Annotated in this window: 18 protein-coding genes; 10 read left to right on the top strand and 8 right to left on the bottom strand. The window is 65.1% G+C overall.

Annotation, left to right across the window (positions count from 1 at the left end; translation table 11 throughout):
- Window positions 1-43: 43 nt before the first annotated feature.
- Complete coding sequence (locus tag AZG88_RS01925; protein WP_061043985.1) at window positions 44-835, bottom strand: HpcH/HpaI aldolase/citrate lyase family protein; 792 nt, start codon at window positions 833-835, stop codon at window positions 44-46.
- Window positions 835-2106 carry a CaiB/BaiF CoA transferase family protein gene (locus AZG88_RS01920; RefSeq protein WP_061043984.1) on the bottom strand — a complete coding sequence of 424 codons (1272 nt, stop codon included), beginning with the start codon at window positions 2104-2106 and terminating at the stop codon, window positions 835-837. The genes AZG88_RS01925 and AZG88_RS01920 overlap by 1 nt, the downstream gene beginning before the upstream one ends.
- Before the next feature lie 223 nt (window positions 2107-2329).
- On the opposite strand from AZG88_RS01920, the gene AZG88_RS01915 reads away from it, so the two are divergent.
- Entirely contained in the window at window positions 2330-3250 is a 921-nt protein-coding gene (locus tag AZG88_RS01915; protein WP_005241429.1) for a LysR family transcriptional regulator, read from the top strand.
- A gap of 6 nt (window positions 3251-3256) precedes the next feature.
- On the opposite strand, the gene AZG88_RS01910 is transcribed toward AZG88_RS01915, so the two are convergent.
- The 3 genes from AZG88_RS01910 to AZG88_RS01900 all read right to left on the bottom strand — a co-directional run bounded on the left by AZG88_RS01910 (window position 3257) and on the right by AZG88_RS01900 (window position 6867).
- Window positions 3257-4102 carry an HpcH/HpaI aldolase/citrate lyase family protein gene (locus tag AZG88_RS01910; RefSeq protein WP_061696877.1) on the bottom strand — a complete coding sequence of 282 codons (846 nt, stop codon included), beginning with the start codon at window positions 4100-4102 and terminating at the stop codon, window positions 3257-3259.
- A gap of 43 nt (window positions 4103-4145) precedes the next feature.
- Window positions 4146-5264 (bottom strand): PrpF domain-containing protein, encoded by a 1119-nt coding sequence (locus AZG88_RS01905; protein ID WP_005241431.1) that lies wholly within the window; start codon window positions 5262-5264, stop codon window positions 4146-4148.
- A gap of 208 nt (window positions 5265-5472) precedes the next feature.
- Complete coding sequence (locus AZG88_RS01900) at window positions 5473-6867, bottom strand: SLC13 family permease (protein ID WP_061043981.1); 1395 nt, start codon at window positions 6865-6867, stop codon at window positions 5473-5475.
- A gap of 351 nt (window positions 6868-7218) precedes the next feature.
- Between AZG88_RS01900 and AZG88_RS01895 the strand changes: the two genes are divergently transcribed.
- The 5 genes from AZG88_RS01895 to AZG88_RS01875 all read left to right on the top strand — a co-directional run bounded on the left by AZG88_RS01895 (window position 7219) and on the right by AZG88_RS01875 (window position 14616).
- A complete protein-coding gene (locus AZG88_RS01895; RefSeq protein WP_005241437.1) occupies window positions 7219-8139 on the top strand; it encodes a LysR family transcriptional regulator in 921 nt (306 codons plus the stop codon).
- Between the two features lie 279 nt (window positions 8140-8418).
- Complete coding sequence (locus AZG88_RS01890; protein ID WP_061696876.1) at window positions 8419-10023, top strand: phytoene desaturase family protein; 1605 nt, start codon at window positions 8419-8421, stop codon at window positions 10021-10023.
- A complete protein-coding gene (locus tag AZG88_RS01885) occupies window positions 10014-10787 on the top strand; it encodes a cyclase family protein (protein ID WP_061696875.1) in 774 nt (257 codons plus the stop codon). Before AZG88_RS01890 ends, AZG88_RS01885 begins: the two co-directional genes overlap by 10 nt.
- An 11-nt stretch (window positions 10788-10798) precedes the next feature.
- The gene (locus AZG88_RS01880; protein WP_061043978.1) at window positions 10799-12961 is read left to right on the top strand and encodes a thiamine pyrophosphate-dependent enzyme; all 2163 of its coding nucleotides are present in this window, start codon (window positions 10799-10801) and stop codon (window positions 12959-12961) included.
- Window positions 12958-14616, top strand: a complete 1659-nt coding sequence (locus AZG88_RS01875; RefSeq protein ID WP_061043977.1) for an indolepyruvate oxidoreductase subunit beta family protein — start codon at window positions 12958-12960, stop codon at window positions 14614-14616. Before AZG88_RS01880 ends, AZG88_RS01875 begins: the two co-directional genes overlap by 4 nt.
- Before the next feature lie 686 nt (window positions 14617-15302).
- Here AZG88_RS01875 and AZG88_RS49425 read toward each other — a convergent pair.
- Both AZG88_RS49425 and AZG88_RS55235 read right to left on the bottom strand, forming a co-directional pair.
- Entirely contained in the window at window positions 15303-15773 is a 471-nt protein-coding gene (locus AZG88_RS49425; protein ID WP_331712218.1) for a WhiB family transcriptional regulator, read from the bottom strand.
- A gap of 83 nt (window positions 15774-15856) precedes the next feature.
- Entirely contained in the window at window positions 15857-16006 is a 150-nt protein-coding gene (locus AZG88_RS55235) for a PaaX family transcriptional regulator C-terminal domain-containing protein (RefSeq protein WP_331712220.1), read from the bottom strand.
- 106 nt (window positions 16007-16112) lie between these two features.
- Between AZG88_RS55235 and AZG88_RS01870 the strand changes: the two genes are divergently transcribed.
- Genes AZG88_RS01870 through AZG88_RS01855 form a run of 4 tightly spaced genes read left to right on the top strand, consistent with a single transcriptional unit; the run spans window position 16113 to window position 21223 of the window.
- A complete protein-coding gene (locus tag AZG88_RS01870) occupies window positions 16113-16907 on the top strand; it encodes an SDR family oxidoreductase (protein WP_061696874.1) in 795 nt (264 codons plus the stop codon).
- A 25-nt stretch (window positions 16908-16932) separates the two neighbouring features.
- The gene (locus AZG88_RS01865; protein ID WP_005241474.1) at window positions 16933-18153 is read left to right on the top strand and encodes a styrene monooxygenase/indole monooxygenase family protein; all 1221 of its coding nucleotides are present in this window, start codon (window positions 16933-16935) and stop codon (window positions 18151-18153) included.
- 52 nt (window positions 18154-18205) lie between these two features.
- Complete coding sequence (locus AZG88_RS01860) at window positions 18206-19909, top strand: styrene monooxygenase/indole monooxygenase family protein (RefSeq protein WP_231913775.1); 1704 nt, start codon at window positions 18206-18208, stop codon at window positions 19907-19909.
- Window positions 19910-19954: 45 nt separating this feature from the next.
- Complete coding sequence (locus AZG88_RS01855) at window positions 19955-21223, top strand: dienelactone hydrolase family protein (RefSeq protein WP_061696873.1); 1269 nt, start codon at window positions 19955-19957, stop codon at window positions 21221-21223.
- Window positions 21224-21351: 128 nt separating this feature from the next.
- Here AZG88_RS01855 and AZG88_RS01850 read toward each other — a convergent pair whose 3' ends face one another.
- On the bottom strand, window positions 21352-24867 hold the full coding sequence (locus tag AZG88_RS01850) for a serine/threonine-protein kinase (RefSeq protein ID WP_061696872.1): 3516 nt from the start codon (window positions 24865-24867) through the stop codon (window positions 21352-21354).
- Window positions 24868-25137 lie beyond the last annotated feature (270 nt).

Below are 25137 nucleotides of genomic sequence, written 5' to 3'. Positions count from 1 at the left end.
GGTCCAGGGCGGGTGGAGGGTCGGCTCGAATCGGTGGGGTTTGTCAGGCGTGCGCACAGTCCAGGATCTTCCTTGCCCGTTCCGCGACGGGGAGATCGACGAACTCGCCACTGGGCAGTCGCACCGCGGCTCCGCCGGCGTTCTCGAATGCCTCGATGACTTGTCGAGCCCAGTCGATGTCGTGCTGTCGCGGACTGAAGGTGGTGTGGATGGCCGGAAGCTGAGCGGGGTGGATGGCGGACTTGCCGAACAGGCCGAGGTCACGGCTGTGGGTGGCCTGGCGGACGAGTCCGTCGGTGTCGTCGATGTGCGGGTAGACGCTGTCGATCGGTGGGGCGATGCCGGCGGCGCGTGCGGCGACGACGAGGTGGGAGCGCACGTACTGCATAGGTGCGTCCCCTTTCCCGGTGCCGAGGTCTTTCTGCAGGTCGATACCGCCGAGCGCGATATGCGTGACCGCGGGGTGCTCGGCGATCGCAAAGGCGTTGGCGACGCCTTTCGCGGTTTCGATAGCGCAGATCAGGGGTCTTCCGGGGGCGCGGTCCGCGACCCAGTGGATGTCGTCGAGTGTTTCGACCTTGGGGATGCGGATGCCGTGAGCCGATGAAGCGACAGCATCGAGGTCGGCTCCGGCGAGTTCGGTGCCGGGCGCGTTGATCCGCACCCATGCGGTGTGGGTGGTGAGGACGAATGCGACATTGTCCCGCGCCGTCGACTTCTCGGCGGGCGGCACCGCGTCTTCGAGGTCGAGGATGACGGCGTCTGCGCCGGCGTCGAACACCTTGCCGAGGAGTTTTCGGTTGTGGCCCGGGGCGAACAGGTAGCTGCGGTCCATCAGAGGACCCCCTTCTCGGCGAGTTCGGTCAGTCGGTACGGGTCGATGTCGAGGGATTCCTTGTAGAACTGTTGGTTGTCCTGGCCGAGTCGGCGGCCGGCGAAGTTGATCGCACCGGGTGTTCCGAGCATGCGGACCATGAGGTTCTGCATCTTGATCGGGCCGAGGTCGTCGTCGTCGACGGTGGTGATGCAGTCGCGGTCGAGGACGTGCGGATCGTGCATCAATTGCGCGATGTCGTAGATCGGTGCCAGTGCGGCGCCCACGCGTTCGAATTCGGCCGTGACTTCGTCCAGCGGCCTGTCTGCGATCCATTTCGCGACGGCCTCGTCGAGAAGGTCGCCGTTTCGGCTGCGTTCGCCGGCGGAGTCGAACCAGGGTAGTTCGACGACGTCAGGGCGGCCGACCAGGCGCATGACGCGCGCGGCGACGGAGGTGGCGCTCGCGGAGATGGCGACCCACCGCCCATCCTTGGTGAGATAGGTGTTGCGCGGGGCGTTGTTGGGGGAGCGGTTGCCATTACGACCGGCGATGGTGCCGAGCTGGTCGTACGCGGTGGGGCCGGGGCCAAGGATCCCCAGCAGCGGTTCGAGCAGAGACAGGTCGATGACCTGCCCCCTTCCGTCGCTGTCCGGGCCGTTGCGGTGCAGCAGCGCGGTCACCACACCGAATGCGCCGGCGAGTCCGGCGACACCGTCGGCGAGACCGAAGGGCGGCAACGTCGGCGGACCGTCCTCGCCACCCGTTTGGTGCGCGAATCCACTCATCGCCTCGGCGAGGGTCCCGAACGCGCGGCGCTCGGCGTAGGGACCGGATTGGCCGAAGCCGGTGACCCGCAGCATGATCAACCCGGGGTTGAGGTCGTGGAGCGGGTCCGGTCCCAACCCCCACTTCTCGAGGACACCGGGGCGGAAGTTTTCCACCAGAACATCGGCATCGACGACGAGGTCGCGGAGCATCTGCTGACCCTCGGCGGTGCCGAGATTGAGGGTGATGCATCTCTTGTTGCGCGAGATCACCTTCCACCACAGACCGTGGCCGTCCTTGCGTGCTCCGTGTGAGCGGGCGGGATCGCCTGCGGGGTGCTCGATCTTGATGACGTCGGCGCCGTAGTCGCCGAGCATCATGGCAGTGATCGGTGCAGCGTAGACGGTACTGATGTCGAGGACGCGAATGCCGTGCAGGGGGCCGCGCGTCGGAGAAGGGCGGTTGCCTGTGCTCGCGTCCGCCTGGTCATCAGGCGAATGGACGTCACTCGGGTATGCAGTCATAGGGGTGTCCTCACGCGTGGGGGAGTAGATACGGTGGCGGCACTCGACATCCGTCGCCGTGGACGAGCGCCGTCCGACGGGGCGGGTGCGAGCCGCTGTCACGGTGCGGCCGAGAGTGTTGAGCTGTCACTGCCGCCATCTCAGACTGACACTCGCACGGTTCAACTACAATCACGGGTGTATCGACAGGTGTTAACTTTCTCTAAAGTCAGGAGGTGGGTGGGTGCTGGACACGACCAGGATGTTCACGCTGCGCGAGGTCGCCGAGCACGGGTCGATCACCGCGGCAGCGTCGGCGCTCGGGTACACCACTTCGGCTGTCTCCCAACAAATCGCCAAGCTGGAGAAGGAGGCCGGGCAACCGCTCCTCGAGCGGCACGCGCGCGGCATCGTGTTGACCGACGCCGGGCGGTCAGTGGTCAAGCACACCGAACGCATCCTGATCGAACTCGAGGCCGCCGATGCCGAACTCGCGGAGATCAAAGGGCTGCGTGCAGGTGTGCTGGCGCTCGGCACCTTCCCCACGGCCGGGTCGTCGCTGCTGCCACTGGTGGTCAAGGAGTTCAAGACCCGGCACCCGGGGGTCGAGCTGAAGGTGCTCAGTGGCCGGTTTGCGTATTTGGTCGATGCGCTTCGCCGCCGGGAGACCGAACTGTCGCTGCTGTGGGACTACGAGTGGAACCGGGTGGATGACCCCACGTTGACGTACCACCACGTGATGAACGATCCGACCGTGCTACTGGTGTCGGAACGGCACCGCCTGGCCGACCGCGACTCGATCCGGATCGCCGAATTGCGCGACGAGTCGTGGGTGGTCCGCGCCGACGATCATCCGGTCGCACAGACCCTCGAAAAACTCTGTCAGCAAGGTGGTTTCACGCCACGCACGAGTGTCTTCGCGCACGACTACGGTGAGGTGCAGGCGATGGTGGCTGTCGAGCTCGGCGTGGCTATTGCTCCGCGACTGGCCGTACTCAACCTTCGGCCCGACGTCCGGTCGATTCCCCTCGCGACCCGTCCGCCGCAGCGCCGGATCCTGGTCGCGCATCTGACCGAGCGGCGGCTGAGCCCGGCCGCGCAGGAAGGGATCGCGGTGTGCACCGCCGCCGCCCACCAGTTGCAAGAGGGATTCGAAACCGGATAGGACCGGTCAGCTCCGGCAGATTCCGAAACAGTCGGCGAGGCGGGTGATCTTCTCGGCCCGACCGAGCCGGGGCGGGTCGCTGCCGTCGCGGACAACGCGGCCGCGGGCTTCGAAATCGGCGAGAAACTCCCGCGCCCAGGTCACGTCCGAGGGCGTGGGGCTGATCGACTCGTTGATTACCGGCAGTTGTTCGGTGTCCAGGCACAGCTTCCCGGTCAACCCGAGGGACACGGACACGGCCGACTGCTCGCGCAGCACGGTGTGACCGTTGCTGACGGTGGGACCGTCGATCGGTCCGGGCAGGTCGCCGATTCTGCTCGCGACCACCAGCCTGGAGCGGGGGTAGGCCATGGCGAGGTCGTCCGCGCTGGTGCCTGTGTCGCGGCGATAGTCGCCGCTGCCGAAGGCGAGTCGGAAGACGCCGCGGGCGCGGGCGATATCACCGGCCTGCTCGATTCCGAGCGCGGATTCGACCAATGCGAGCACTGGGGTGGCTCCGCCGAGTCGGTCGAAGGTTTCGGTGATATGTTCTGCAGCTTCGGTTTTCGCAAGCATCACGCCCGCCAGTCCGGGAAGTCCGGCGAGGCGATCGACGTCATCGCTCCAGTACGACGAGGACCGGTCGTTGATCCGCACCCAGGCCGAGGTGTTCTCGAGCCAGGCGGCGACCTCCTCCCGCGCGGCAGATTTGAGTTGGGGGTCGACGGCGTCCTCGATGTCGAGGACGATCTGATCCGCGCAGGAGCGGTCGGCCTGGTCGAACAGGTCGGTTCGGGTGCCGTTGACCAGAAGCCAGGATCGGGCGATCCGCGTGTCGATCGGTCTGGGCGCGATCGCGATCTTCTCGGGCATCAGGATTCCTGTCGCATCGCGGGGGCGGGGCTGTGCGGAGTCCTCACCGCGCGGAGCCGACCAGTGCCGGAGCCGGCGCCGGGGCAGTGACGAACAGTTCCGCTGATGCGATCCGGCGGGCCGCCCGGTGCAGGGTGACCGATTCGAGTACCCCGTCGAGGGAAACGGAGAGGTCGACATCGAGTACCCCGGCGGGTGTTCCCACCCGAAGCGATCCCGGCCACCGGACCTGCGTGTTGTCGGTGACGACACCTCCGGTCACGGTGGAAGCCGCGGCGACGGCGACCGCGGATGTGAGCCCGATCGCCGGGTGCGGGGCGAGCATCGACAGCATCCGGACCGAGATGTCGTAATCGTCAGCGCTGATGTCGACGCCGGCGCTGGTGCGGTAGTCCGCCGGCGGACCCACGACACCGATTTTCGGAATCGCATGGGAGACGGGATCTCCCGGCTTGCTCAGTCCCATCCGCAACGACGACTCCTGTCGCAGCCGGAGAAGCAACGGCAGGAGTTCGGCGATCGTCTGGTTGTCCTCCGCACCGGTCAGCCCGAGGTCGGCAGCGTTGAACAACGCAGCCGGGGCTCCGGCGACGACCATCGTCGCGCGGTACGTGTGGTCGGCAATCGAGATCTGATCGGCGGCGACGCCGGTGGGCAGCAGTGTGGCCGCACCGGCGGCGAGACCGGTGAAGGTGAGCCCCACCGGGACACCCAACGCGCTGGTACCGGGCACGGCTGCGTCGCCTTCGGTGGGGATCATCCCGCCCGGGGTGGCGATCTGGGCGTCCAGGATCGCGCCGGTGTTCTGGTTCCGCATCCGTACGGTCGTCGTCGTGGAGTCCACCGGAACGAACCCGGACTGCAGCGCGTACAACCCGATCGCCGTGGCGCAGTTTCCGCAGTTGCTGCCCCATTCGACCTGGCGGTCACCAATCGCGACCTGCGCGAACAGGTAGTCGACATCGATTCCGGGCTCGCTGGAGCGGCGCACGATCGCCGCCTTCGATGTGGTCGAGCTGCCGCCGCCGACACCGTCGAGCTGACGCGGATCACCCGAGCCGAATGCCGACGTCAAGATGGCATCCAGGCCGCCGGCCTGAGCAATGAGCGGATCGACGTCGAATGCGTTGAACAGCCAGCACTTGCTGGTTCCTCCCCGCATCCAGGTTCCATGAAGTGTGAACACGGTCCGGACCACCTTTCGGGTTCGAAGAGTTTGTGAGGCACCGCTGGAGGCTCTGATCGGATGGGGAGCGTGCTTCCCAGCGGTGTCCCACTGCCCACCCTGACCTACATCAGGGTGGAGAACAATGGCGAATAAATCGATGAGGGTTAACTTCAGTTAAACCCTCGCGGGTGCTGTCTGCGCGTCAGACCAGAGTCGGGACGGCCACCAGCACCAGCCAGCACAGGGCCGGCGCGATCGCGACCACGATGCCCGCGTTGAGGAGCAGTTGTCGGTAGAACCGGGGACGCTCGATGTTCTGGGCGTTGGCGAGGACGAGTGCGCCGTTGGTCGAGAACGGGGAGACGTCGACCACGGTGGCGGAGATGGCGAGTGCTGCCACGACTCCGACGACCGGCAGCGCCCCGGTCTGCAGCAGAGGAAGCGCGAGTGGGATGACGGCGGTGAGAAGCGCCGTCGACGATGCGAACGCCGAGGTGACGCCGATGACGTAGCAGAGGACGACGGCGACCAGCAGCGGTGCGCCGATGGTGATCGCCATCTCGGCGAGATGGTCGATCGTGCCGATCTCTTGCATGAGCGAGATGTAGGTGACCATGCCGGCGACGAGCAGGACCGTGGACCAGCTGATACCGGCGATGGCCTCACTCTGCTTGGACAGGTCGGTGAAGGCGAGGATCGCACCGGCCGCGATGGCGACGAAGCTGATCGGCATATGCAGGACCAGGACCAGCACCAACACCGCGGCGATCAGGACGAGGGTGAGCTTCTGGACCCCGGTGACCGGCTGCACGTCGTGGTCGGTGCCGACCTCGGTGCGCGGCGTCCGGATGAGTACCTGGGTACCGCCCCCACCGGACGATCCGCCGGCCGGGATTCCACCGGGTCCCGCAGTGGGGGCACGCAGTGCGCTCCCGACGCCGTCGGAGTCGATGCCGGCGCTGGAGCCGGTAGCGGTGAACTCGAGGTTCCGTACCCGGGCGAGGACGGCGTAGCCGACCACGGTCAGGACCGAGAGCAGCAAATTGATGCCGTAGCTGGCGAAGAACAGGGTCCAGGGGGCGATCGTCAGGCCGCTCGACTCGACGATGTCACGGACCAGCACACCCGAGACCGAGATGGGCGAGAACGCGCCGGCGTGCGCACCGTTGATCGTCATGATGCCCATCACCAGCGGACTCATCCGAGTCCGAGCGGCGAAGGACATCGCCGCCGGCGAGATCAGGGCAACGGCAGCCGGGCTGAACGTGCCCAGGGCTGTGAGCACCGAGGCGCAGAAGAAGAACACCCACGGGACGATCGTCACTCGTCCACGAACACCACGTATACAGGCATTGACGAGGAGGTCGATTGTCCCGTTCTTCTTCGCCATACCGAAGAAGTAGGTGACGCCGATGATCGTCAGCACGATCGAACTGGGGAACTCGGCGAGGATTTCCTTGTCGTCGTAGCCGAGGATGAAGGCGCCCACGACGAATGCGCCGATGAACCCCAAGATGCCGATGTTGATGGAAAAGAAGGTGGCTATCACGAACATTGCCACCAACGCGATCAGTGGCAGTATCTCGATGGAAGTCATGGGCGTACTTTCGGTTCGCTGCGGGGCGGATCGAACGGCTCCTGGGCGGCAGCCGGTCGCGACGGACAGACGTGAATAGTGTTGGGAAGCAATAGGTGTGGAGTGCGAGTTGTCACTTCCGCCACCTCGCCGATGCCGACTGGCGCGACGAGCAGTGAGCGCACTGGGTGATCGACCGGGTCGTCGGGGCGATTCCGTGCCGTGATCCCGCGCGGGGGAGTAGTGATCGTCTGCATGTCACATCCTTCGCTTGATCATTACCCAGATCACACTATGAGGGGGTTATGTTTATGACAATGTCGTATTTCTACGGTGGGGTTTAGCAGGATTAAAGGCTTGTCGGAGGTATCGATGCGCAACTCGTTCGATGTGGTGACCCTGTTCCTGCTCCTCGACATCGCCGAGGCCGGATCGCTCACCGGCGGCGCCGAACGCGCCAACGTCACGCCATCCGCCGCGTCACAGCGCATCGCCAAACTGGAACAGGAGATCCGGCAGCCGGTACTGACCCGCCTGCCTCGTGGCGTCCGGTTGACGGAAGCCGGCGAAATTCTCGTCACGCGTGCGCGGCTGTTCCGTCAGGAAATGCGTGGCGCCCACGGTGACCTGGAAGCTCTGCTGGGACTCGAGCGCGGCACCGTCCGACTCGGCTCCTTCCCCACCGTCAGCGCCTCACTGCTCTCGGACGCGCTGAAGAACTATCACGCCCACTGGCCGGGCATCGACGTGCGCGTCCAATCCGCGGTCCGCCCGCGACTGCTGGAAATGCTCCATTCGAGCGAGGTCGAAATGGCGTTGCTCTGGAGTTACGCCTGGACCGAGGAGACCGAGAAATCCCTGGCCCTCGTGCCGCTGATGGAGGACGAAACGGTCCTGCTCGTCCCGCTCGACGCGCCGCACGCCGACGATGTCACGGTGGCATCGCTGCGATCGGCGAAGTGGATCATCCGCAACGCCGACCACCCGGCGGCCGAAGTGCTGTACCGCAGCTGCGACACGGCCGGATTCACCCCGAACGTCGTCTACGAGGCCCATGACTACCAAGAGATCGAAGCGATGGTCGCAGCGGGAGTCGGCATCGCCATGGTCCCGCGTCTGGCCGTCGCACATCATCGCCCCGACGTCTACGCGGTCCGATTTCGTCCCACTGACCGGGTCCCGACACGCTCGATCTACATCGCCTCGCTCGCCCGCCGGCAGTACACCCCCGGCATGCACGCCGTCTCCCGGGCGCTACACGACGCCGCGGACGCCATCGCCACACAGGCGTAGAACCGGCCTACAGCTGATCGACAGGCGTTCGCACATCTTCTCGCAGCCGTCCTCGCGAGTCCGGTCGAGAAGGGCTCTGTCGATACTTGCCGCTCTTCGCGCGGGGACGATGCGATCGCGCGGGCAGGGTTCGAGGAACGCCCTGTCGGGGGCGGCGTCACGCCGGTCAGCGGCGGGTCCCTCGCAACTGAGCGGCATACGGATAAGGCGCGCGCAATCAGGATAGCCGCCGCCTCCTTGGGTCACTAATGTCGTCGCTCACACTCGAAGGGAGATGTGATGCACAACGAAGTCGATGCCGTCATCGTCGGGTCCGGAATCAACGGACTCGTCGCCGCAGCCACGCTGGCTCGATCAGGCTGGAAAGTGTTTCTGCTGGAGAGCAATCCGGAGATCGGCGGCTTTGTCGGGAGCGGTGAGCGTACGGTGCCCGGCTACGTGCACGACACGTTTTCATCGTGGTATCCGCTGTTCGTGTCGGGCCCGGCGCACACGGCGCTCGGCGACGACCTGGCCCGTCACGGGCTGCGGTTCTGCAACACCGACGAGGCCGTGACCGCGAGCGTTGCCGACAACGGCCGTGTCACCCTGGCGTACCGCGATCCGGAGCTGACGGCAGCGGGCTTCGGCAACGAAGAAGACGGGAATACGTATCTGGAGGCGTTGGAACGGTTCGGCCGGAACGCACCGGTGATCGGCGGAATGATGGGCAGCGAAATCCGCAGCGCCGGAGTCGTTCCATTGCTGGCGCGTTTCTTCAAAACCAACGGGCGGCGCGGCTCCGAGCAGTGGCTCCGAGACCTCGCTGCGTCGGGCCGCGCCTACTGTTCTCGGGAGTATGTCGGTCCCGAAGTGGATCACCTGTGGGTGCCGTGGCTGCTGCACGCAGGTCTGTCGCCGGACAATGCCTCCGGCGGCTTCATGATTCCGGTGCTGGCGGCAACGGTCCACGGTTTCGGTCTGCCTGTGGTTGAGGGAGGCTCTGCACGACTGCTCGAGGCCTTTCGAGGACTACTCGACGAATTGGGTGTCGAGGTGCATACCGGATCCCGCGTCGACCGCATCATTGTCGAGCGGGGCCGTGCGATCGGTGTGGAGGCAGCAGGGCGGCGTTACCGAGCCCGGCGCGCCGTGCTGGCGTCGGTGACACCGACTGCCTTGTACGGGTCGCTGCTGCCTCCGGACGCAAGTCCTGCCCCGCTGCGTGCCCAGGCACGGCGGTACCGGTACGGGCGCGGTGAGATGCAGATCCACATCGCCTTGTCCGAACGGCCCCAGTGGCGCGACGCCCGCCTCAACGAGGTTCCGCTGGTGCATATCTCGGATGGATCGGCGAGCACCGGCATTGCCCGTGCGGAAGCGGAAGCCGGCCTACTCCCCAGGAAGCCGACAGTAGTGGTCGGGCAACAGTCCCTCCTGGATCCCTCGCGCGTTCCGGCCGGTGCCGCTTCGCTCTGGTTGCAACTGCAGGAAGTTCCGTACGAACCGCTCGGCGATGCCGCCGGCGAGCTGAACACCGCGGACGGTTGGACCCCGGAACTGGCCAAGGCCTACGCCCAGCGTGTCATCGATCGCTTGGACGCGCACACCCATGGTTTGAAGATCCTCGGAACGGATATGATCTCGCCCGCCGATCTCGCGGCATACAACGAGAATGCCGTCGGCGGCGACCCGTACGGCGGCAGTTCGGAGCTGGATCAGAGCTTTCTGTGGCGCCCACTGCCCGAGGCGGGGCGGCATCGCACCTGTGTGGACGGTCTCTGGCATATCGGTGCATCCACTCATCCCGGGGCTGGACTCGGCGCCGGTTCCGGCCACCTCGTTGCCACCGAACTTGCCGCGAAGCGGCACCGTAAATCCAATGAGGAGTTGACATGTCAGTAATCACCGACCTGCTCGCGTCCATCGCCGGCGAACGCATCGAGTTGATCGACCTCACCGCACCACTGACCGACAAGACCCCGGTGCTGGCGTTGCCGGAACCGTTCAAGAACACCCTGCCCTTCCAGCTCGAGTTGATCAGCCGATTCGACGAGGACGGGCCGGGCTGGTACTGGAACAACATTCATGCCGGCGAACACACCGGCACCCACCTCGATGCACCGAACCACTGGATCACCGGCAAGGACGGACTCGACGTGTCACAGGTGCCGTTGCGTTCACTGCTCGCCCCCGCGGTCGTCCTCGATGTCACCGACCGGGTGGCCGACAACCCGGACTACCTCCTCGATGTCGCCGACATCGAAGAATGGCAACGCACGCACGGTGCACTCCCTGCCGGTGGGTGGCTCCTCTACCGCACCGGGTGGTCGAGCCGGTCTGAGAACAGCGACGACTTCCTCAACGCCGACGAGTCCGGACCGCACACGCCAGGATTCACCGCCGAGTGCGCACGCTGGCTCGCCGAAGAGACCGAGCTGGTCGGTGTGGGAGTGGAAACGGTCGGCACCGACGCCGGCCAGGCCACGGCACTGGACCCGGCGTTCCCGTGCCATCACCACCTGCTCGGCGCGGGCAAGTTGGGACTGACGCAGCTGCAGAACCTGGATCAGTTGCCGGCGACCGGGTTCGCGATCACGGTCCTGCCGCTGCCCATTGTCGGGGGATCGGGTAGTCCGGCCCGCGTGGTCGCCCTGGTCGAGAAGTAAGGAAAGAGAAAATGGCTGAACGTTCGTTCGCCGCCGAGGTCGAACAACTCCGCAACGGCGCCGGCACCACGTTGCACGTCGAGGGCATCCTCGCCGTCACCAAGGCGCTGCTGCAATCCGGTGTCGCCTATGTCGGCGGCTACCAGGGCGCACCGATCTCGCATCTGATGGATGTCCTCGGTGACGCGCACGAGATCCTCGATGAACTCGGCGTCTATTTCGAAAACAGCGCGTCGGAGGCCACCGCGGCCGCGATGCTCGCAGCCTCGGTGCACTATCCGCTGCGCGGCGCGGTGACTTTCAAGTCCACCGTCGGCTTGAATGTCGCCTCGGACGCCCTGGCGAACCTGGCCAGTGGCGGCGTCACCGGCGGCGCGCTCGTCATCCTCGGCGAGGATTACGGTGAAGGCTCGAGCATCATGCAGGAGCGCTCCCACGCGTTCGCGATGAAGTCGCAGATGTGGCTGCTCGATCCCCGGCCCAACGTCTCGGCGATCGTCGACGCGGTCGAGGTCGGCTTCGAGCTGTCCGAGGCGAGCAACACCCCGGTGATGCTCGATCTGCGGCTCCGCTCCTGCCACCTGCACGGCGCATTCGACGCCAAGGACAACAAGCGCCCGCCCATGACGGTCACCGACGCCCTCGAGAATCCGCTGCGGGATGTCGACAGGATCGTGCTCCCGCCGGCCAGCTTCCTGCACGAGAAGGAGAAGATCCACGACCGGTGGCCGGCGGCGGTCAAGTTCATCAAGGACCGCGGCCTCAACGAGGTCTTCGGCAACGACAAAGCCGACATCGGCATCATCGTGCAGGGCGGTCTGTACAACACGCTGAACCGGTCGATGGAGCTGCTCGGCTGCTCCGACGCATTTGGACGCACCCAGATACCGACCTACGTCATGAACGTCACCTACCCGGTCATCGACGACGAGATCATCCAGTTCTGCCAGGGCAAACGCGCCGTCCTCCTTCTGGAGGAGGGCCAGCCCGACTACATCGAGCAGAACCTCAACGCGATCCTGCGCCGAGCGGACATCCCCGCCGCCCTACACGGCAAGGACATGCTGACACTCGCCGGCGAATACACCTCGACGGTCGTCACCCGCGGCGTCAACGAGTTCCTCCAGCAGTACCTACCCGATGCCGTCCAGCACCAGCCGGCACTGCTGCGCGATCCTGATGACCCGACGAGCCCCACAGCCCCCAGGGTTTCATCCGAGGTCATCTCGCCGCGGCCGCCGGGCCTGTGCACCGGCTGCCCTGAGCGCCCCATCTTCAGCGGCCTGAAGCTCGCCGAACGGGAGACCGGCAAACACCACGTCAGCGCCGATATCGGCTGCCACCTCTTCGCAGTGAACGCACCGTTCGACCTCGGTGCTACGACGATGGGCTACGGCCTCGGATCGGCCGGCGCCTCCGCACTGAACTCCAAGGACACCGACCGGCGCAGCATCGCGGTGATGGGTGACGGCGGATTCTGGCACAACGGCCTGACCAGCGGCGTCGGCAATGCAGTGTTCAACAAGAGCGACCAGGTCCACCTGATCGTCGACAACGCTTACGCCGCCGCGACCGGCGGCCAGGACGTGCTCTCCTCCCAAGCCGACCTCCCCACCCGGTCAACCCAGCACCCGATCGAAAAGGCTGTCCGCGGTATCGGCGTCAAATGGGCGCGCACAATCAAGAACACCTACGACGTCGGCAAGGTACGCGACACGTTCGTCGAGGCCCTCACTACCGACGAGGCCGGGCCCAAGGTGCTCGTCATGCAAAGCGAGTGCCAGCTCAATGCCCAGCGTCGCGTCAAACGCGACCGGACCAAAGCGCTCGCGGCCGGCAAGCGGGTAGTGCGCGAGCGGTTCGGGGTGGATCCCGAAACCTGCACCGGCGACCACGCCTGCATCCGGATCTCCGGCTGCCCGTCCTTGACGATCGCACCCAACCCGGATCCGATGCGAACCGACCCGATCGCCGAGGTCCTCGACAGCTGCGTCGGCTGCGGAGTGTGCGGGGCGAACGCACACGCCGCGGTTCTCTGCCCGTCGTTCTATCGCACCGACGTCGTCGACAACCCCACTCGTCGCGAACAGCTCCTCGCCGGCGTCCGCTCGTGGTGGATCAAGATCGCATCCCGCGGCCTCGAGCGCCGCGCCGCACAATTCGAGGCTGCATGATGTCCAACTGGTACAACGGTCAACGTCCGATCACTCTGGCGATTGTCGCCCTCGGCGGCGAAGGCGGCGGAGTGCTTGCCGACTGGATCGTCGCTGTCGCCGAGAACGCCGGCCACTACGCGCAGAACACCTCCGTCGCCGGTGTCGCTCAGCGCACCGGGGCGACGGTCTACTACGTCGAGATCTTCCCACCCGGCGACGAGCCGGATCCGTCATCGGCAGCCGAGGCCCGAATCGAACCGGTGCTCAGCGTGTTCCCGAGCCCCGGCGAGGTCGACGTCCTCATCGCCTCGGAACTGATGGAATGCGGCCGAGCCGTCCAGCGAGGGTTCGTCACACCCGACCGGACGACCTTGATCACCTCCACCAATCGCGTGTACTCCATCGACGAGAAGATGGCCCTCGGCGACGGCCGCGCCGACAGCTCCGAACTCGTCGCGGGAGCGCAACGCGCCTCGAAGCGGTTGATCGCCGCAGACTTCATGGAAATGGCCGAACAGAGTCGCAGCGTCATCAGTGCCGCGTTGTTCGGTGCCCTTGCCGGATCCGGGACCCTTCCGTTCAGCAGGGAACAGTTCGAGGCCCCGATTCACGCGTTCGGAAAGGGTGTCGAATCCTCACTGAAGGCCTTCTCCGCGGGTTTTGACGCTGCCGCACAGCAGAAACCACGCCCCGCGCGGAAGTCGAATCCGATTCCGATCTCCATCGGACCGCGCCCGGTGACGCCGGAGGACCGAAAAGCCGAGGAAGAAGCTCGACGCACGACGGTCGCAGCGACCGACCCCTCCACCCTGGTCGGGCCAGCTCTGCGGGCGCTCGCCGACCGCGTCCTCGACCTCCCGCCAGCGGCGCGGTCGATGATCCTCCACGGTCTCGTGCGCACCGCGGTTTACCAGAACCTGGACTACGCCGAACGGTACCTGTCCCGGGTCATCCGCTTCGCCGAGCTGGATCCGGACGCCACGGGAGCGGCCCGGTTGACCATCGAGGCGGCCCGCCACATCGGGCTGTGGATGTGCTACCAGGACACAATCCAGGTGGCAGTGCAGAAGACCCGTCAGGCGCGAATGGACCGAATCCGCAAGGAAGCGCGCGCGGAACGGCACCAACTGATGCAGGTTCGTGAGTATCTCCATCCACAGATCGACGAGATCACCGACACGATGCCCTCCCGACTGGGGGCCCGCATGCACCGTTCGAAGTGGTTCCAGCGTCTGGTCGGCGCGATCACCCACAAGGGGATGATACTGAACACGAGTTCGGTGACCGGTTACACGATGTTGAGCACGATGGCGCGAATGCGTCCCCTCCGCCCGCGTTCACTGCGGTTCGTCCGGGAGCAGGCGGCGATCGAGGAATGGATCGACCAAGCTCTCCAGGCTGCAGCAATCGATGCCGACCTCGGACGTGAGATCGTCGAGTGCCAGCGTGTCCTCAAGGGCTACGGTGCCACCTACGAGCACGGAGGCGACAGTTTCACCAAGTTGATGTCCGCGGCCCATGGATTGGTGGGCTCACCCGACGCGGTCACTTCGCTGGCAGGGCTCCGTGATGCCGCGCTCGCCGACGAAGACGGAGCCCGACTGGACGCCAAGCTAGCCACAATGACGCTGGGAGACAGTCTTGTCGAGGCTCTGGAGGCTACCTCGAACTGATAAGCGGGTCGCATGGCCAGCCGTTGCTTCGAAGACGCTGATCGGCGGGCACCCCCGCGGCGGCCTGGAATATTCCAGGTGTGACGGCACTCGTGCCATTCGCACAGGTTGGTGAAAAGTTCGATCGCGCATCGTGCGGGGCCGGTACGGCGCACGCGCATGCTGTGGGCAAATACCCGATACCTGATATGTCGACTCGAAGCGGACTGCGGTTCAATCGCGAGCGCGGTTGTTCAGCAGTCTGAGTCGTCGATGATGCCGACACGCGTATCGGCAGGGTATTCCGGGCGGGCGTTGCCCAGCCGCATCACTGCATCCAGGATCGAAAAGCGTAGAGACCAATTCGAGGCGTTTCGCTATGCAAGTCAACCCGGTCGATCTAGCGATAACGGACTGACCTTCGGAATCGACGCATGCTCGTCTCGAAGAATCGCCGGTTCGGCCGTCGATCGCTGTGAAAGATCGCGACAGCAACTTCAGCACATGGCGTGCCTGGCTCTTCGGCTTGGGATCCGATTCCCAGCCGGGCACCTCTTCCAGCTCTCCTCCCAGGGAACCTGGGTCAGTGCAATAAGCTCAGCCGCCGACGCCGCCGTGCAGCGTTGGCATACGTGCTTCGTGCAGTAGCTGTTCGTCCGTGTCTGCCGGCCACTCGGTGGTGCCGCCGACGCGGGACCATTGCGCGATCAGGCATGAGAAGGTGCTCTGCCGCAGGCAGTTTGGCGATTCTCACTCGAAGGTTCGATGCCCAGGAGGGCGGTGCCACGGCAGTATTCGAAGCGGAGTTCGCTCCCGGCGCGTCGCGGGCGGCGCGAGTTGAACGTATCGCCGTTCGGACTCGGACGTGCCGCCCCACACCCCGTACGCCTCGCGGTTGGAGGTGCATAACGTCTGCATTCGACCTGGTCGGGGCAGTGCAGGCACAGCCGCTTGGCGGCGTGTTCACGATCTCGGCGGATAGATCTGTTCTCGTCCTCGCAAGCGAAAAAGACTCGAGGATCCGCAGTTCGGCAGCTGGCGCCAATCTGCCAGTTCCAGTCGCCAGCAAGTCGCCGAAGGGGTAGTTGCGGGGGTCGGGGTTCACCATGACCCTTTCGCTGGTTGTTGAGGTCGTCTCGGACGTGTCGGTGGAGGGCGCACGGGGGAGCACCCCTCACCGGCCTGCCGACGGCATTCGACTTTTCGAGATACCGGAAGGGATAGTGCGGAAGCTCGCGGTCTTTTCGGTGGCGGGCAGCGGTCAGGGCTGGTGGATGACCCGCATAGCGTGTTCCCTGGCGGGTCCGTTGAGGGCGCCGTTCAGCTCGTTGAAGAGCCGGCCGGCGGTGACGCCGTTCCATCCCGGTGGAAGTAGGGGTTTCGTCGGACAGCGAAGACCCCACGCGATCAAAAGTGAGCGCAATCTGCACAGTCGACGCGTCCAGCGGATAGATCATCACCCGGAATGTTCCTAGTGTTGCGGATCACATCGTGATCGAAGTCAGGAGATCTAGACCATGAGCGACTATCTCGGCATCGGTGGCAAGACCGCCATCATCACCGGCGGTGCGACCAAGATCGGGCACGGCGTCGTCGACCGCCTCCACGAGAACGGGGTCAACGTCGTCGTCGCCGACATCGACCGGGACGGGGGCAAGACGGCAGTCGACGGCAAAGCCAACGCGCTGTTCAGCGAGACCGACATCACCGACGACCGCGCGATCGACGCCTGCGTGACTTCCACCCTCGACACCTTCGGCTCCATCGACTTCCTCGTGAACCTCGCGTGCACCTACATCGACGACGGCGCCGAGTCCAGCCGGGCACAATGGGCCACCGCTCTCGATGTGAATGTCGTGAGCGCAGCCATGTTCGCCAAGGCGGTACGCCCGCACATGGTCGCGCAGGGCGGCGGAGCCATCGTGAACTTCGGTTCGATCTCCTCGAAGGTCGCCCAGACCGGGCGATGGCTGTACCCCGTCTCCAAGGCTGCAGTCGTGCAGATGACACGAAACATGGCGATGGACCTCGCCGGGGACAACATCCGCGTCAACTCGGTGAGCCCGGGCTGGATCTGGTCGAAGGTGATGGATGAGCTTTCGGGATCGGACCGAGCAAAAACAGACCGGGTAGCCGGGAAATTCCACCTCGCTGGCCGAGTCGGCGACCCCACCGAGGTCGGCGACGTGATCGCTTACCTGTGTTCGCCCCGCGCCGCATTCGTCACCGGAGCCGACTGGGCCATCGACGGAGGCTACTCCGCAATGGGTCCTGAACAGTCGTCCCCGGCAATCCCGCTTCTCGCCCGATAACATTCGACCGAAGGAATCCCCTCCCATGCGCAAAATCACCATCGTCGGAGCCGGACAAGCCGGACTCCAGCTCGCCATAGGCCTGGTCGACGCCGGATACGACGTGACCGTTGTATCCAATCGAACCCCGGAACAGATCCGTGAGGGCAAGGTCATGTCCAGCCAGTGTATGTTCGGCGGGGCCCTCGCCCGTGAACGCGCCGTCGGACTGGACCTCTGGAGCGAGGAATGCCCCTCCGTCGAGGGCATCTCATTCACTGTCGCCGACAACGGAAACCACGCCTTCTCCTGGGCATCGCGCCTCGACATCCCCGCCCAATCGGTCGATCAGCGCGTGAAAATGCCCGCGTGGCTGAAGGAATTCGAATCACGGGGCGGCAAGCTGATCCTCCTCGATGCCGGGATCGACGACCTCGAAGAGTTCGCTGCCGACTCCGATCTGGTCATCCTCGCCGCCGGCAAGGGCGAGATCGCGAAGATGTTCGAGCGCGACGCCACGCGGTCGGTCTTCGACCGCCCACAGCGTGCCCTCGCGCTGACCTACGTCAACGGCATGGTGCCGCGCGAGGAACACTCCGCCGTCGCGTTCAACATGATCCCCGGCGTCGGCGAGTACTTCGCGTTCCCCGCCCTCACCACCAGCGGGCCGTGCGAGATCATGGTGATGGAGGGCATCCCCGGCGGACCGATGGACTGCTGGGCGGACGTGACGACTCCCGAAGAGCACCTGGAGAAGTCCAAGTGGATCGTCGAGACGTTCGTCCCCTGGGAGGCCGAGCGCTGCGCCGACATCACCCTCACCGACGACAACGGACTTCTCGCGGGACGGTTCCCGCCCACGGTCCGCAAGCCGATCGGAGTACTGCCCTCCGGTGCGAACATTCTCGGACTCGCCGACGTGGTCGTCCTCAACGATCCGATCACCGGCCAGGGCTCGAACAATGCCAGCAAGTGCGCTGCTTCATACCTCGCCAGCATTCTCGAACACGGCGACCGGCCCTTCGACGCCGAATTCATGACCAACACCTTCGAACGGTACTGGGACTACGCACAATACGTCGCGGCGTGGACGAACGCGCTGCTCAGCCCGCCGCCGGAGCATGTGCTGAACCTCCTCCGCGCAGCCGCCACCGAACCACGCATTGCACGCCGGTTCGCCAACGGGTTCGACGATCCGCGTGACTTCTTCCACTGGTTCATGACGCCGGAAGCCGCCGCCGAGTACCTCACCGACGTCGCGAATTGATATTCGCCCGAACCATCGATTGGAAACCGTCGCCATGCGCAGCATCGCTATCGTGGGAGCAGGACAATCGGGGGCACTTCTTGCCCTTGCCTTACTCAAACGTGACTATCAGGTCACCCTGGTAACCGACCGAACGCCCGACCAGGTCCGGATCGGACCCGTCATGTCGAGCCAGTGCATGTTCGACTCGGCACTGCAGATCGAACGGGATCTCGGGCTCGACCACTGGGAAGAGCGGTGCCCACGCATCGACACGATGGCGGTCAATGTGGCGAAAACGCACGGCAGCAACGAAATTGCCGTGACCACCCCGCTGGTCGGCTTCGCCCAGTCGGTCGATCAGCGCGTCAAGTGCGCGGACTGGGTCGACGAGTTTGCAGAACTTGGTGGCAATCTGGTCATCAAGTCGGCAAGCCCCGCGGACATCGAAATCCTCGCCCAGAGCCACGACCTGGTCATCATCTCCAGCGGCAAGGGCGACCTCGGACGGCTCTTCCCTCCGGATCCGGTGAAATCGCCCTACAACCGGCCGCAGCGAGCCTTGGCTCTGGCCTACGTGAACGGCCTCACCGAGCACTCCGACGGCGCGGACCTCGCGCTGAATATCGTCCCCGGGGTCGGCGAGTACTTCGTCCTCCCGGCGCTGACCACCACCGGACCCTGCCATGTGATGGTGTTCGAAGGCGTCCCCGGTGGACCGATGGACTGCTGGGACGATGTCCACACTCCCCAAGCGCACCTCGAGCGTGCCAAAGAGATTCTGGCCGAACACTTCCCGTCGGAGTTCGCCAGGACCGGCGACATCTCCCTGACCGACGAAGCCGGGGTACTGCGCGGCCGCCTGACGCCAACGGTCCGCCGCCCGGTGGCCGAACTCGCATCGGGCAGCGTCGTGCTGGGCATGGCTGACGCGGTGGTCCTCAACGATCCGCTCACCGGTCAGGGCAGCAACAACGCTGCTCAAGCCGTCGCCGTCTACCTCGATGCGATCGTGGGCCGGGGAGAACAGCCCTTCGACACACAGTGGATGCAACGCACCTTCGACAAGTTCTGGCGCGGATGGGCTCAGTGGGCCGTGTCGTGGACCAACGACCTACTCCGTGGACCGTCAGACCCGGTCCTCGGACTGTTCGCCGCCGCGCAGGACTCGCCGACCCTGGCGTCGGCAATTGCCACCGGGTTCGATGATCCCCGCACCGTGCACAACTGGTGGTTCGACGACACCGAAGCGAGGCGCTTGATCGAGACCGCGAAGGCCGCCGAGCAGGCCCAGTTCGATCCCCGCGATCTACGGCGAGCCCTAGGCCAGTACGCCACGGGCGTCACGGTGATCACCACGAGGGGCCCGGACGGACGGAAAATCGGTGTCACGGCGAACTCGTTCACCTCCGTTTCCATGGATCCACCTCTGGTCTCCTGGTGCCCCGCGAGTAAGGCACCCAGCCTCCCCGACCTCACCGGTGCGACACATTTCGCCGTCAATGTCCTGGCAGCCAACCAGCATGATCTGTCCCGGCAATTCTCGACACCGGCCGAGGACAAGTTCGCCGGCGTGGCGACCACCGAAGGAATTGCGGGCGTTCCCTTGATCGATGACGCCATCGCGCACTTCCAATGCCGGACAGTGCAGCGAATCGTGGCCGGTGATCACATCATCTTCCTCGGTGAAATTGAACAATACGATGCCGACCCCGGCGAGCCGCTGGTCTTCCACTCGGGGTCCTACCGCCTGGTGACCAAGCATCCCGACTTCTGAAAAGCAGCCGCGCAGCTGCATCCCCACCGAAAGCGACACGAACCAATGGGTAGATACATCGATATCAGCACGAGCTCCGGTGAGACTTTCGCCGCGTATCTTGCCGAGCCCGCCCAGGGCTCCGGCCCCGGCCTGGTACTTCTGCAGGAAATCTTCGGGATCAACGACTACATGCGGGACATGGCCGACCGGTATGCCGAGGAAGGCTACGTAGTCCTGGTCCCCGACCTGTTCTGGCGTTCGGGAGCTCGGCAGGAACTCGGCTACGACCAAGCCGGATTCACTCGCGGACTCGAACTGCGGGACGAACTCGACGAGGACCTGGCCATCACGGACATCGGCGACACCGTCACAGCCCTTCGTGGTCTGACCAATCACGTCGGGGGCGTCGGACTCATCGGATACTGCCTCGGCGGACTGCTGGCGTACCTGTCCGCGGTCCGGCTCGACGTCGACTGCGCCATCAGCTACTACGGTGTCGGTGTCCACGATCACCTCGATGAAGCGACTCAGCTGACAGTTCCTGTGGTCTTCCACCTGGCCGAACTCGACTCCTACTGCCCCGAGGATGCCCGAAACTCCATCCGCAAGGCGTTCGACGGCAACGACGGCGTCCGGATCTACGGCTACGCCGGCGTCGATCATGCGTTCGCCACTCACGGCAGGGATGTCTACGAGCCGCTTTCCGCGGGTCTGGCCTACTCGCGCACCCTCGAGGTGCTGCGCGCCACCATCGGCCCCCGATACGACCTGCCTGCACTCTGGGACCGGCACATCTTCTACGAGTTCGAGGCCCGGGACGTACCCGCCACCATGGCCACTATGGTCGACGAACCTTACGTCAACCACATCCCGACGCTGACCGGCGGCGTCGGGCAGAAGGACCTCTCACGGTTCTACGCCCACCACTTCGTGCACAACAATCCTGAAGATACGAAGACGATCCCGATTTCTCGGACCGTCGGAGCCGATCGGATCGTGGAAGAACAGCTGTTTTGCTTTACGCATGACCGCGAGATCGACTGGATGCTTCCCGGTGTGGAGCCGACCGGACGATACGTCGAGATCCCGCTCGTTGCTGTTGTCACTCTGCGCGGCGACAAGCTGTACAACGAGCACATCTACTGGGATCAGGCCGGGGTGCTGGTGCAGATCGGCTTGCTCGATCCGGACGGGCTCCCCGTTGCCGGCGTCGCACAGGGCAGAAAACTTCTCGACAAGACACTTCCCTCGAACGAACTCATGCTCAGCTGGGCGAGCAGCGAGGGCAAGCCGATCGATCAGCGACCTGCCGACGGTAGGTTCGCGCAGTAGGTTGATGCAGCCGGCGTCCGGCGCCCGCCGAGCGAGGGCGCGACCGTACGCCGGTTGCTGCCTGCACCTGACGTCCTATGGTGCAGTCACACCCAACCACGGCGAACCGATGCGGCCCGTGCCGCGACCTATCGTGTGGACACCGGCGGATGACCAGCGTCGCTGGACCCGGAGTCGTCCACCAATTGCGTGAGAAATGAACTCGGCACACGTTCCCATCCTCGTTGCCATCTGCCGAGCCGCAGATCGGTCTCGAGCGAGTCGACCACCTCGGCCACCGCCGACCCTGCGTCGAGCACGACGCGGGGGAGTTCGCGGTCGGCGCAGAGCGCCAAAGCCGGTACCACGAACTCTTTCGCCTCCGACGTACGGCCGGCTGCGAACAAACACGTGGTGTGCAGAAGCCTCGCCCGGAGCAGCGCTTTCGGCCGCGCCTGCCGAGAGATTCGCTCCACCAGCGCCTGCGATCGACGACACGCCGCCTCCGACGATTCCCGATCCGTCGGCGAGGCGGTGTGGAGCAGGAGTCGAATGTCGGAGTCTTCGTGCAGCTCCCACGTGATCAGGTCGATCCCGCTCATGCGGGATGCCGGGGCGGCGCTGTCCCGTGGGACTGTCTGTGCCCACCGCGGATGCTCATCGAGAACCGCAGGAATGGCGAGCGCCAACCGTATCCTCTCGTTCCGGATTCGGGCGGACAGGCGCGGCAGCGTCAACATGTCGGCGATCTCAGCCCCTTCGTCGAGGAGTCGGTACGCGGCTCCGAGATCTCCGCGCAGCGCCTTGATACGAGATCCGGTGCCGTAGGTCGCGAGCATGAAATCGACGATGCCGCCCTCGGATCGAAGGGTATGACTGGCGTCGAGAAGTTCTTCCGCGTCGGGCACATGACCTTGCTCGTACAGCAAGTCTCCCAAGATCGCGCCGGCCACGCGGGTTGCATACGATTGCCCGCCGCCGGATTGTTTCGCCAGCCGTAGCGCCATCCGGAAGTATCTCTCGGCCGCGGTGATGTCGAGCTGCTCGTGTGCGGCGATCCCGGCGAAACAGTATCCGTACAGGACGCTGAACGGTCCCGAAGTCTGCTGGTTGTAGGGCGTCGCCCACTCCTGCCATCGGCGGGCCGCGGCGAAGTCGAACCGGTAGATCGCCTCGAAGGACGCGACGTTCGCCGCCCCCGACACGACGAACGGCCGCACGGTCTCGGGGCGCTCGAGGCAGTCCGAGATCCGCTCGCTGAGGGTGTCGGAACGATCGGCGAAGAGCTCGACAACGCCCCTGATCAACGAGGCCTCGATCAACAGGGCGGTCGTGGATTCGTCTGCGCGGGCGGGCTGGGTCAGCGACGCTTCGGCGCGGTCCAGTGCTCGAAGCGCCGAGGGCGCCGGGTGATGCAGCAGTACATGCGACCAGGCCAATGCGATCTGTAACACCGGGTGTGCGATCAGCTGTTGGGGTGGGAGCTTGTCGATCAGTCCGATCAGCGTCGCCATCTGGGACTGTTCGATCAAGCGCATTCCTTCGCGTTCGACCCACTTCACCGCCAGGTCGGGATCACCCGATGTCAGGGCGTGATCGACGGCCTCACTGAGCAGGTGGTGTTCACCGAACCAGTGGGAGGCACGGCGGTGGAGTTCGCCGACCATGTCCGGTTGGTCTCGTTCGAGCCGGCGGCGCAAGAACTCTGCGAACAAGTGGTGATAGCGGAACCACTCGCCGTCCTCGTCGAGTCGTCGCAGGAATAGGTCCCGATTCTCGATCTCCTCGAGTCGGGCCTGACCGTGACTGCTACCCGTCAGCGCCGACGCGAGTCCGCCACTGAGGCGTTCAGTCACCGATGTCGTGAGCAGAAAGTTGAGAAGCTCGGGTTCGAGTGAGGCCAGGACGTTCTCGGCGAGATACTCGCCGATCGCGTGGTGGCGGCCGGAGAGTTGACCGATCAGCGTGCTCGGGTCGGTGTGTCCCCGTAGTGAGAGTGAGACCAGTTGCAGCGCGGCCACCCATCCGTCCGTGGATTCGCGAAGATCGGCTATGTCGGCGGCGGTGAGAGTTAGCCCACGTTGGTCGGCCAGGAACGATTTTGCCTCGGGAAGGTCGAAACGTAGCGCAGTGGAGTCGATTTCGACCAACTCGTCGCGTACCCGCAGCCGGCTGAGCGGAAGCCCGGCCTGGGTTCTGCTGGTGACGGTAAATCGCAGGTGGTGACAGTCGCTGTCGAGTAGTGCCGCCATCGCGGAGATCGTCGCCGTATCGGAAACTCGGTGCCAGTCGTCGATGACGACCGTGATCACCTCGCCCGTGTCGTGGATCTCGTCGATCAGTGTGGAAAGGACGTACCGTGTGGCTTGCTCACCCTGCTCTTGCAGCACCTGTGGAAGGTCGCGTGCGAGTGACGGTCGTATCCGCGCGATCGCTTCGAGGAGGTGAGCCAGAAACCAGGTGACATTGTTGTCGTCGTTGTCGACACTGAGCCAGGCGACGGGCGCCCCCGAGTTGGTCAACAGGTCGCGCCATTGGGCGGCGAGGGTGCTCTTGCCGAATCCTGCCGGTGCATGAATCAGCGCGAGACGCCGATCCCCGCCGGCGTGCAGGGCCTCGATCAGGCGGCGACGCTGCACCGGGGTGCGGGGTTGGGTACGTGGCCGGTACTTCGTCGAGATACTGGGTGGGGACACCGAGGGCGGCCCCGCGTGTTCGTCGGAACCCGGTGTCAGGTCTGTGTGCTCGCGTTGCGTGATGTCCGCGTCTGGCGGGGGTACCAGATCCGGGGATCCGGCGCTGGTGCGTCGTCGGGCTGTGCGGAGGTCCTGCTCGAATACCTCTGCGGTCTCTTGGCGGCGCGCGGGGTCGTCCGACATTGCGCGCTCGATGACGCTGCACACCTGCGCGGGGATGCCGCTCTGGCGGAGATCGGGCACCGGTTCCGAGGTTATTCGAAGAAATTGCGCGACCAGTTGTTCACCGTCGCGGCGCTGGAAGGCGGCGTGGCCGGTGATGAGACAGAAGAGAGTCGCGGCCAAGCTGTAAAGATCGGATTGTACGGTCGGTGCCCGTCCGGTGAACACTTCCGGTGCGGTGAAGGCAGGCGAACCCAGCACCACGCCGGTGCCGGTCTGGTAACCACCGTGGATGCGGGCGATGCCGAAGTCGGTGAGCTGGGGTTCGCCGTAGTCGGTGAGCAAGATGTTGGAGGGTTTGACATCTCGATGAAGGATCCCGGCCTGGTGCGCTCTGCCCAGGGCTCGGGCGATGTTGATGCCGACACCGAGTGCCTTCTCCCAGCCGAGCGGTCCGTCGCGGCGGATGATCGCTTCCAGAGATCCGAGGTGGTGGTACTCCATCACGATGTACGGCTGACCATGGGGCGTGCTACTGGCGTGGTAGATGGTCACGATGTTCGGATGTCCGGAGAGCCGGCCCATGGCCTGTTGTTCGCGGAGGAAGCGATTCCGGTTTTCTTCGCCCACCCCGGAGAGCACCTTGATCGCGACCGTCCGATCGAGTGCAGTTTCCATGCACCGGTAGACGACTCCGAATCCGCCTCGTCCGATCTCTACGGGGTCGTCGAAGCCGTCCAGGATCAGGTCGCCGACGACAGTGGGGTGGACGTCGGCTTGTGTTGCAAAGGGATCGAGGTCATCCACCAGTTCGCGCCTTCAACGAACTCGGTCGGGGCAATCCAACTCAGACCATGACGTCCGCCACCGGTGCGGCCCGGTGCCGTCAGGTCTCGAACGCCGATCTATCGTGGGCTCGCACATGTCACCACCTCTGCCTCAGTATCACACCAGCGTGGCGGCGGTGGCACCCCGTTGATCGCGGCGACTCGAGCCTGGTGTCAGCGGAGACCGGAGCGACCTACAGCGACAGGTCCGATGACAGGTGTGATCGGGCCTGGTCGCCTCGGTTCGCAC

It is taken from the genome of Rhodococcus sp. LB1 (assembly GCF_001583455.1).
GTDB lineage: Bacteria > Actinomycetota > Actinomycetes > Mycobacteriales > Mycobacteriaceae > Rhodococcus_F > Rhodococcus_F opacus.
Note: the sequence above shows the minus strand (reverse complement) of the source record. Positions and strands in the feature narration are given on the sequence as shown.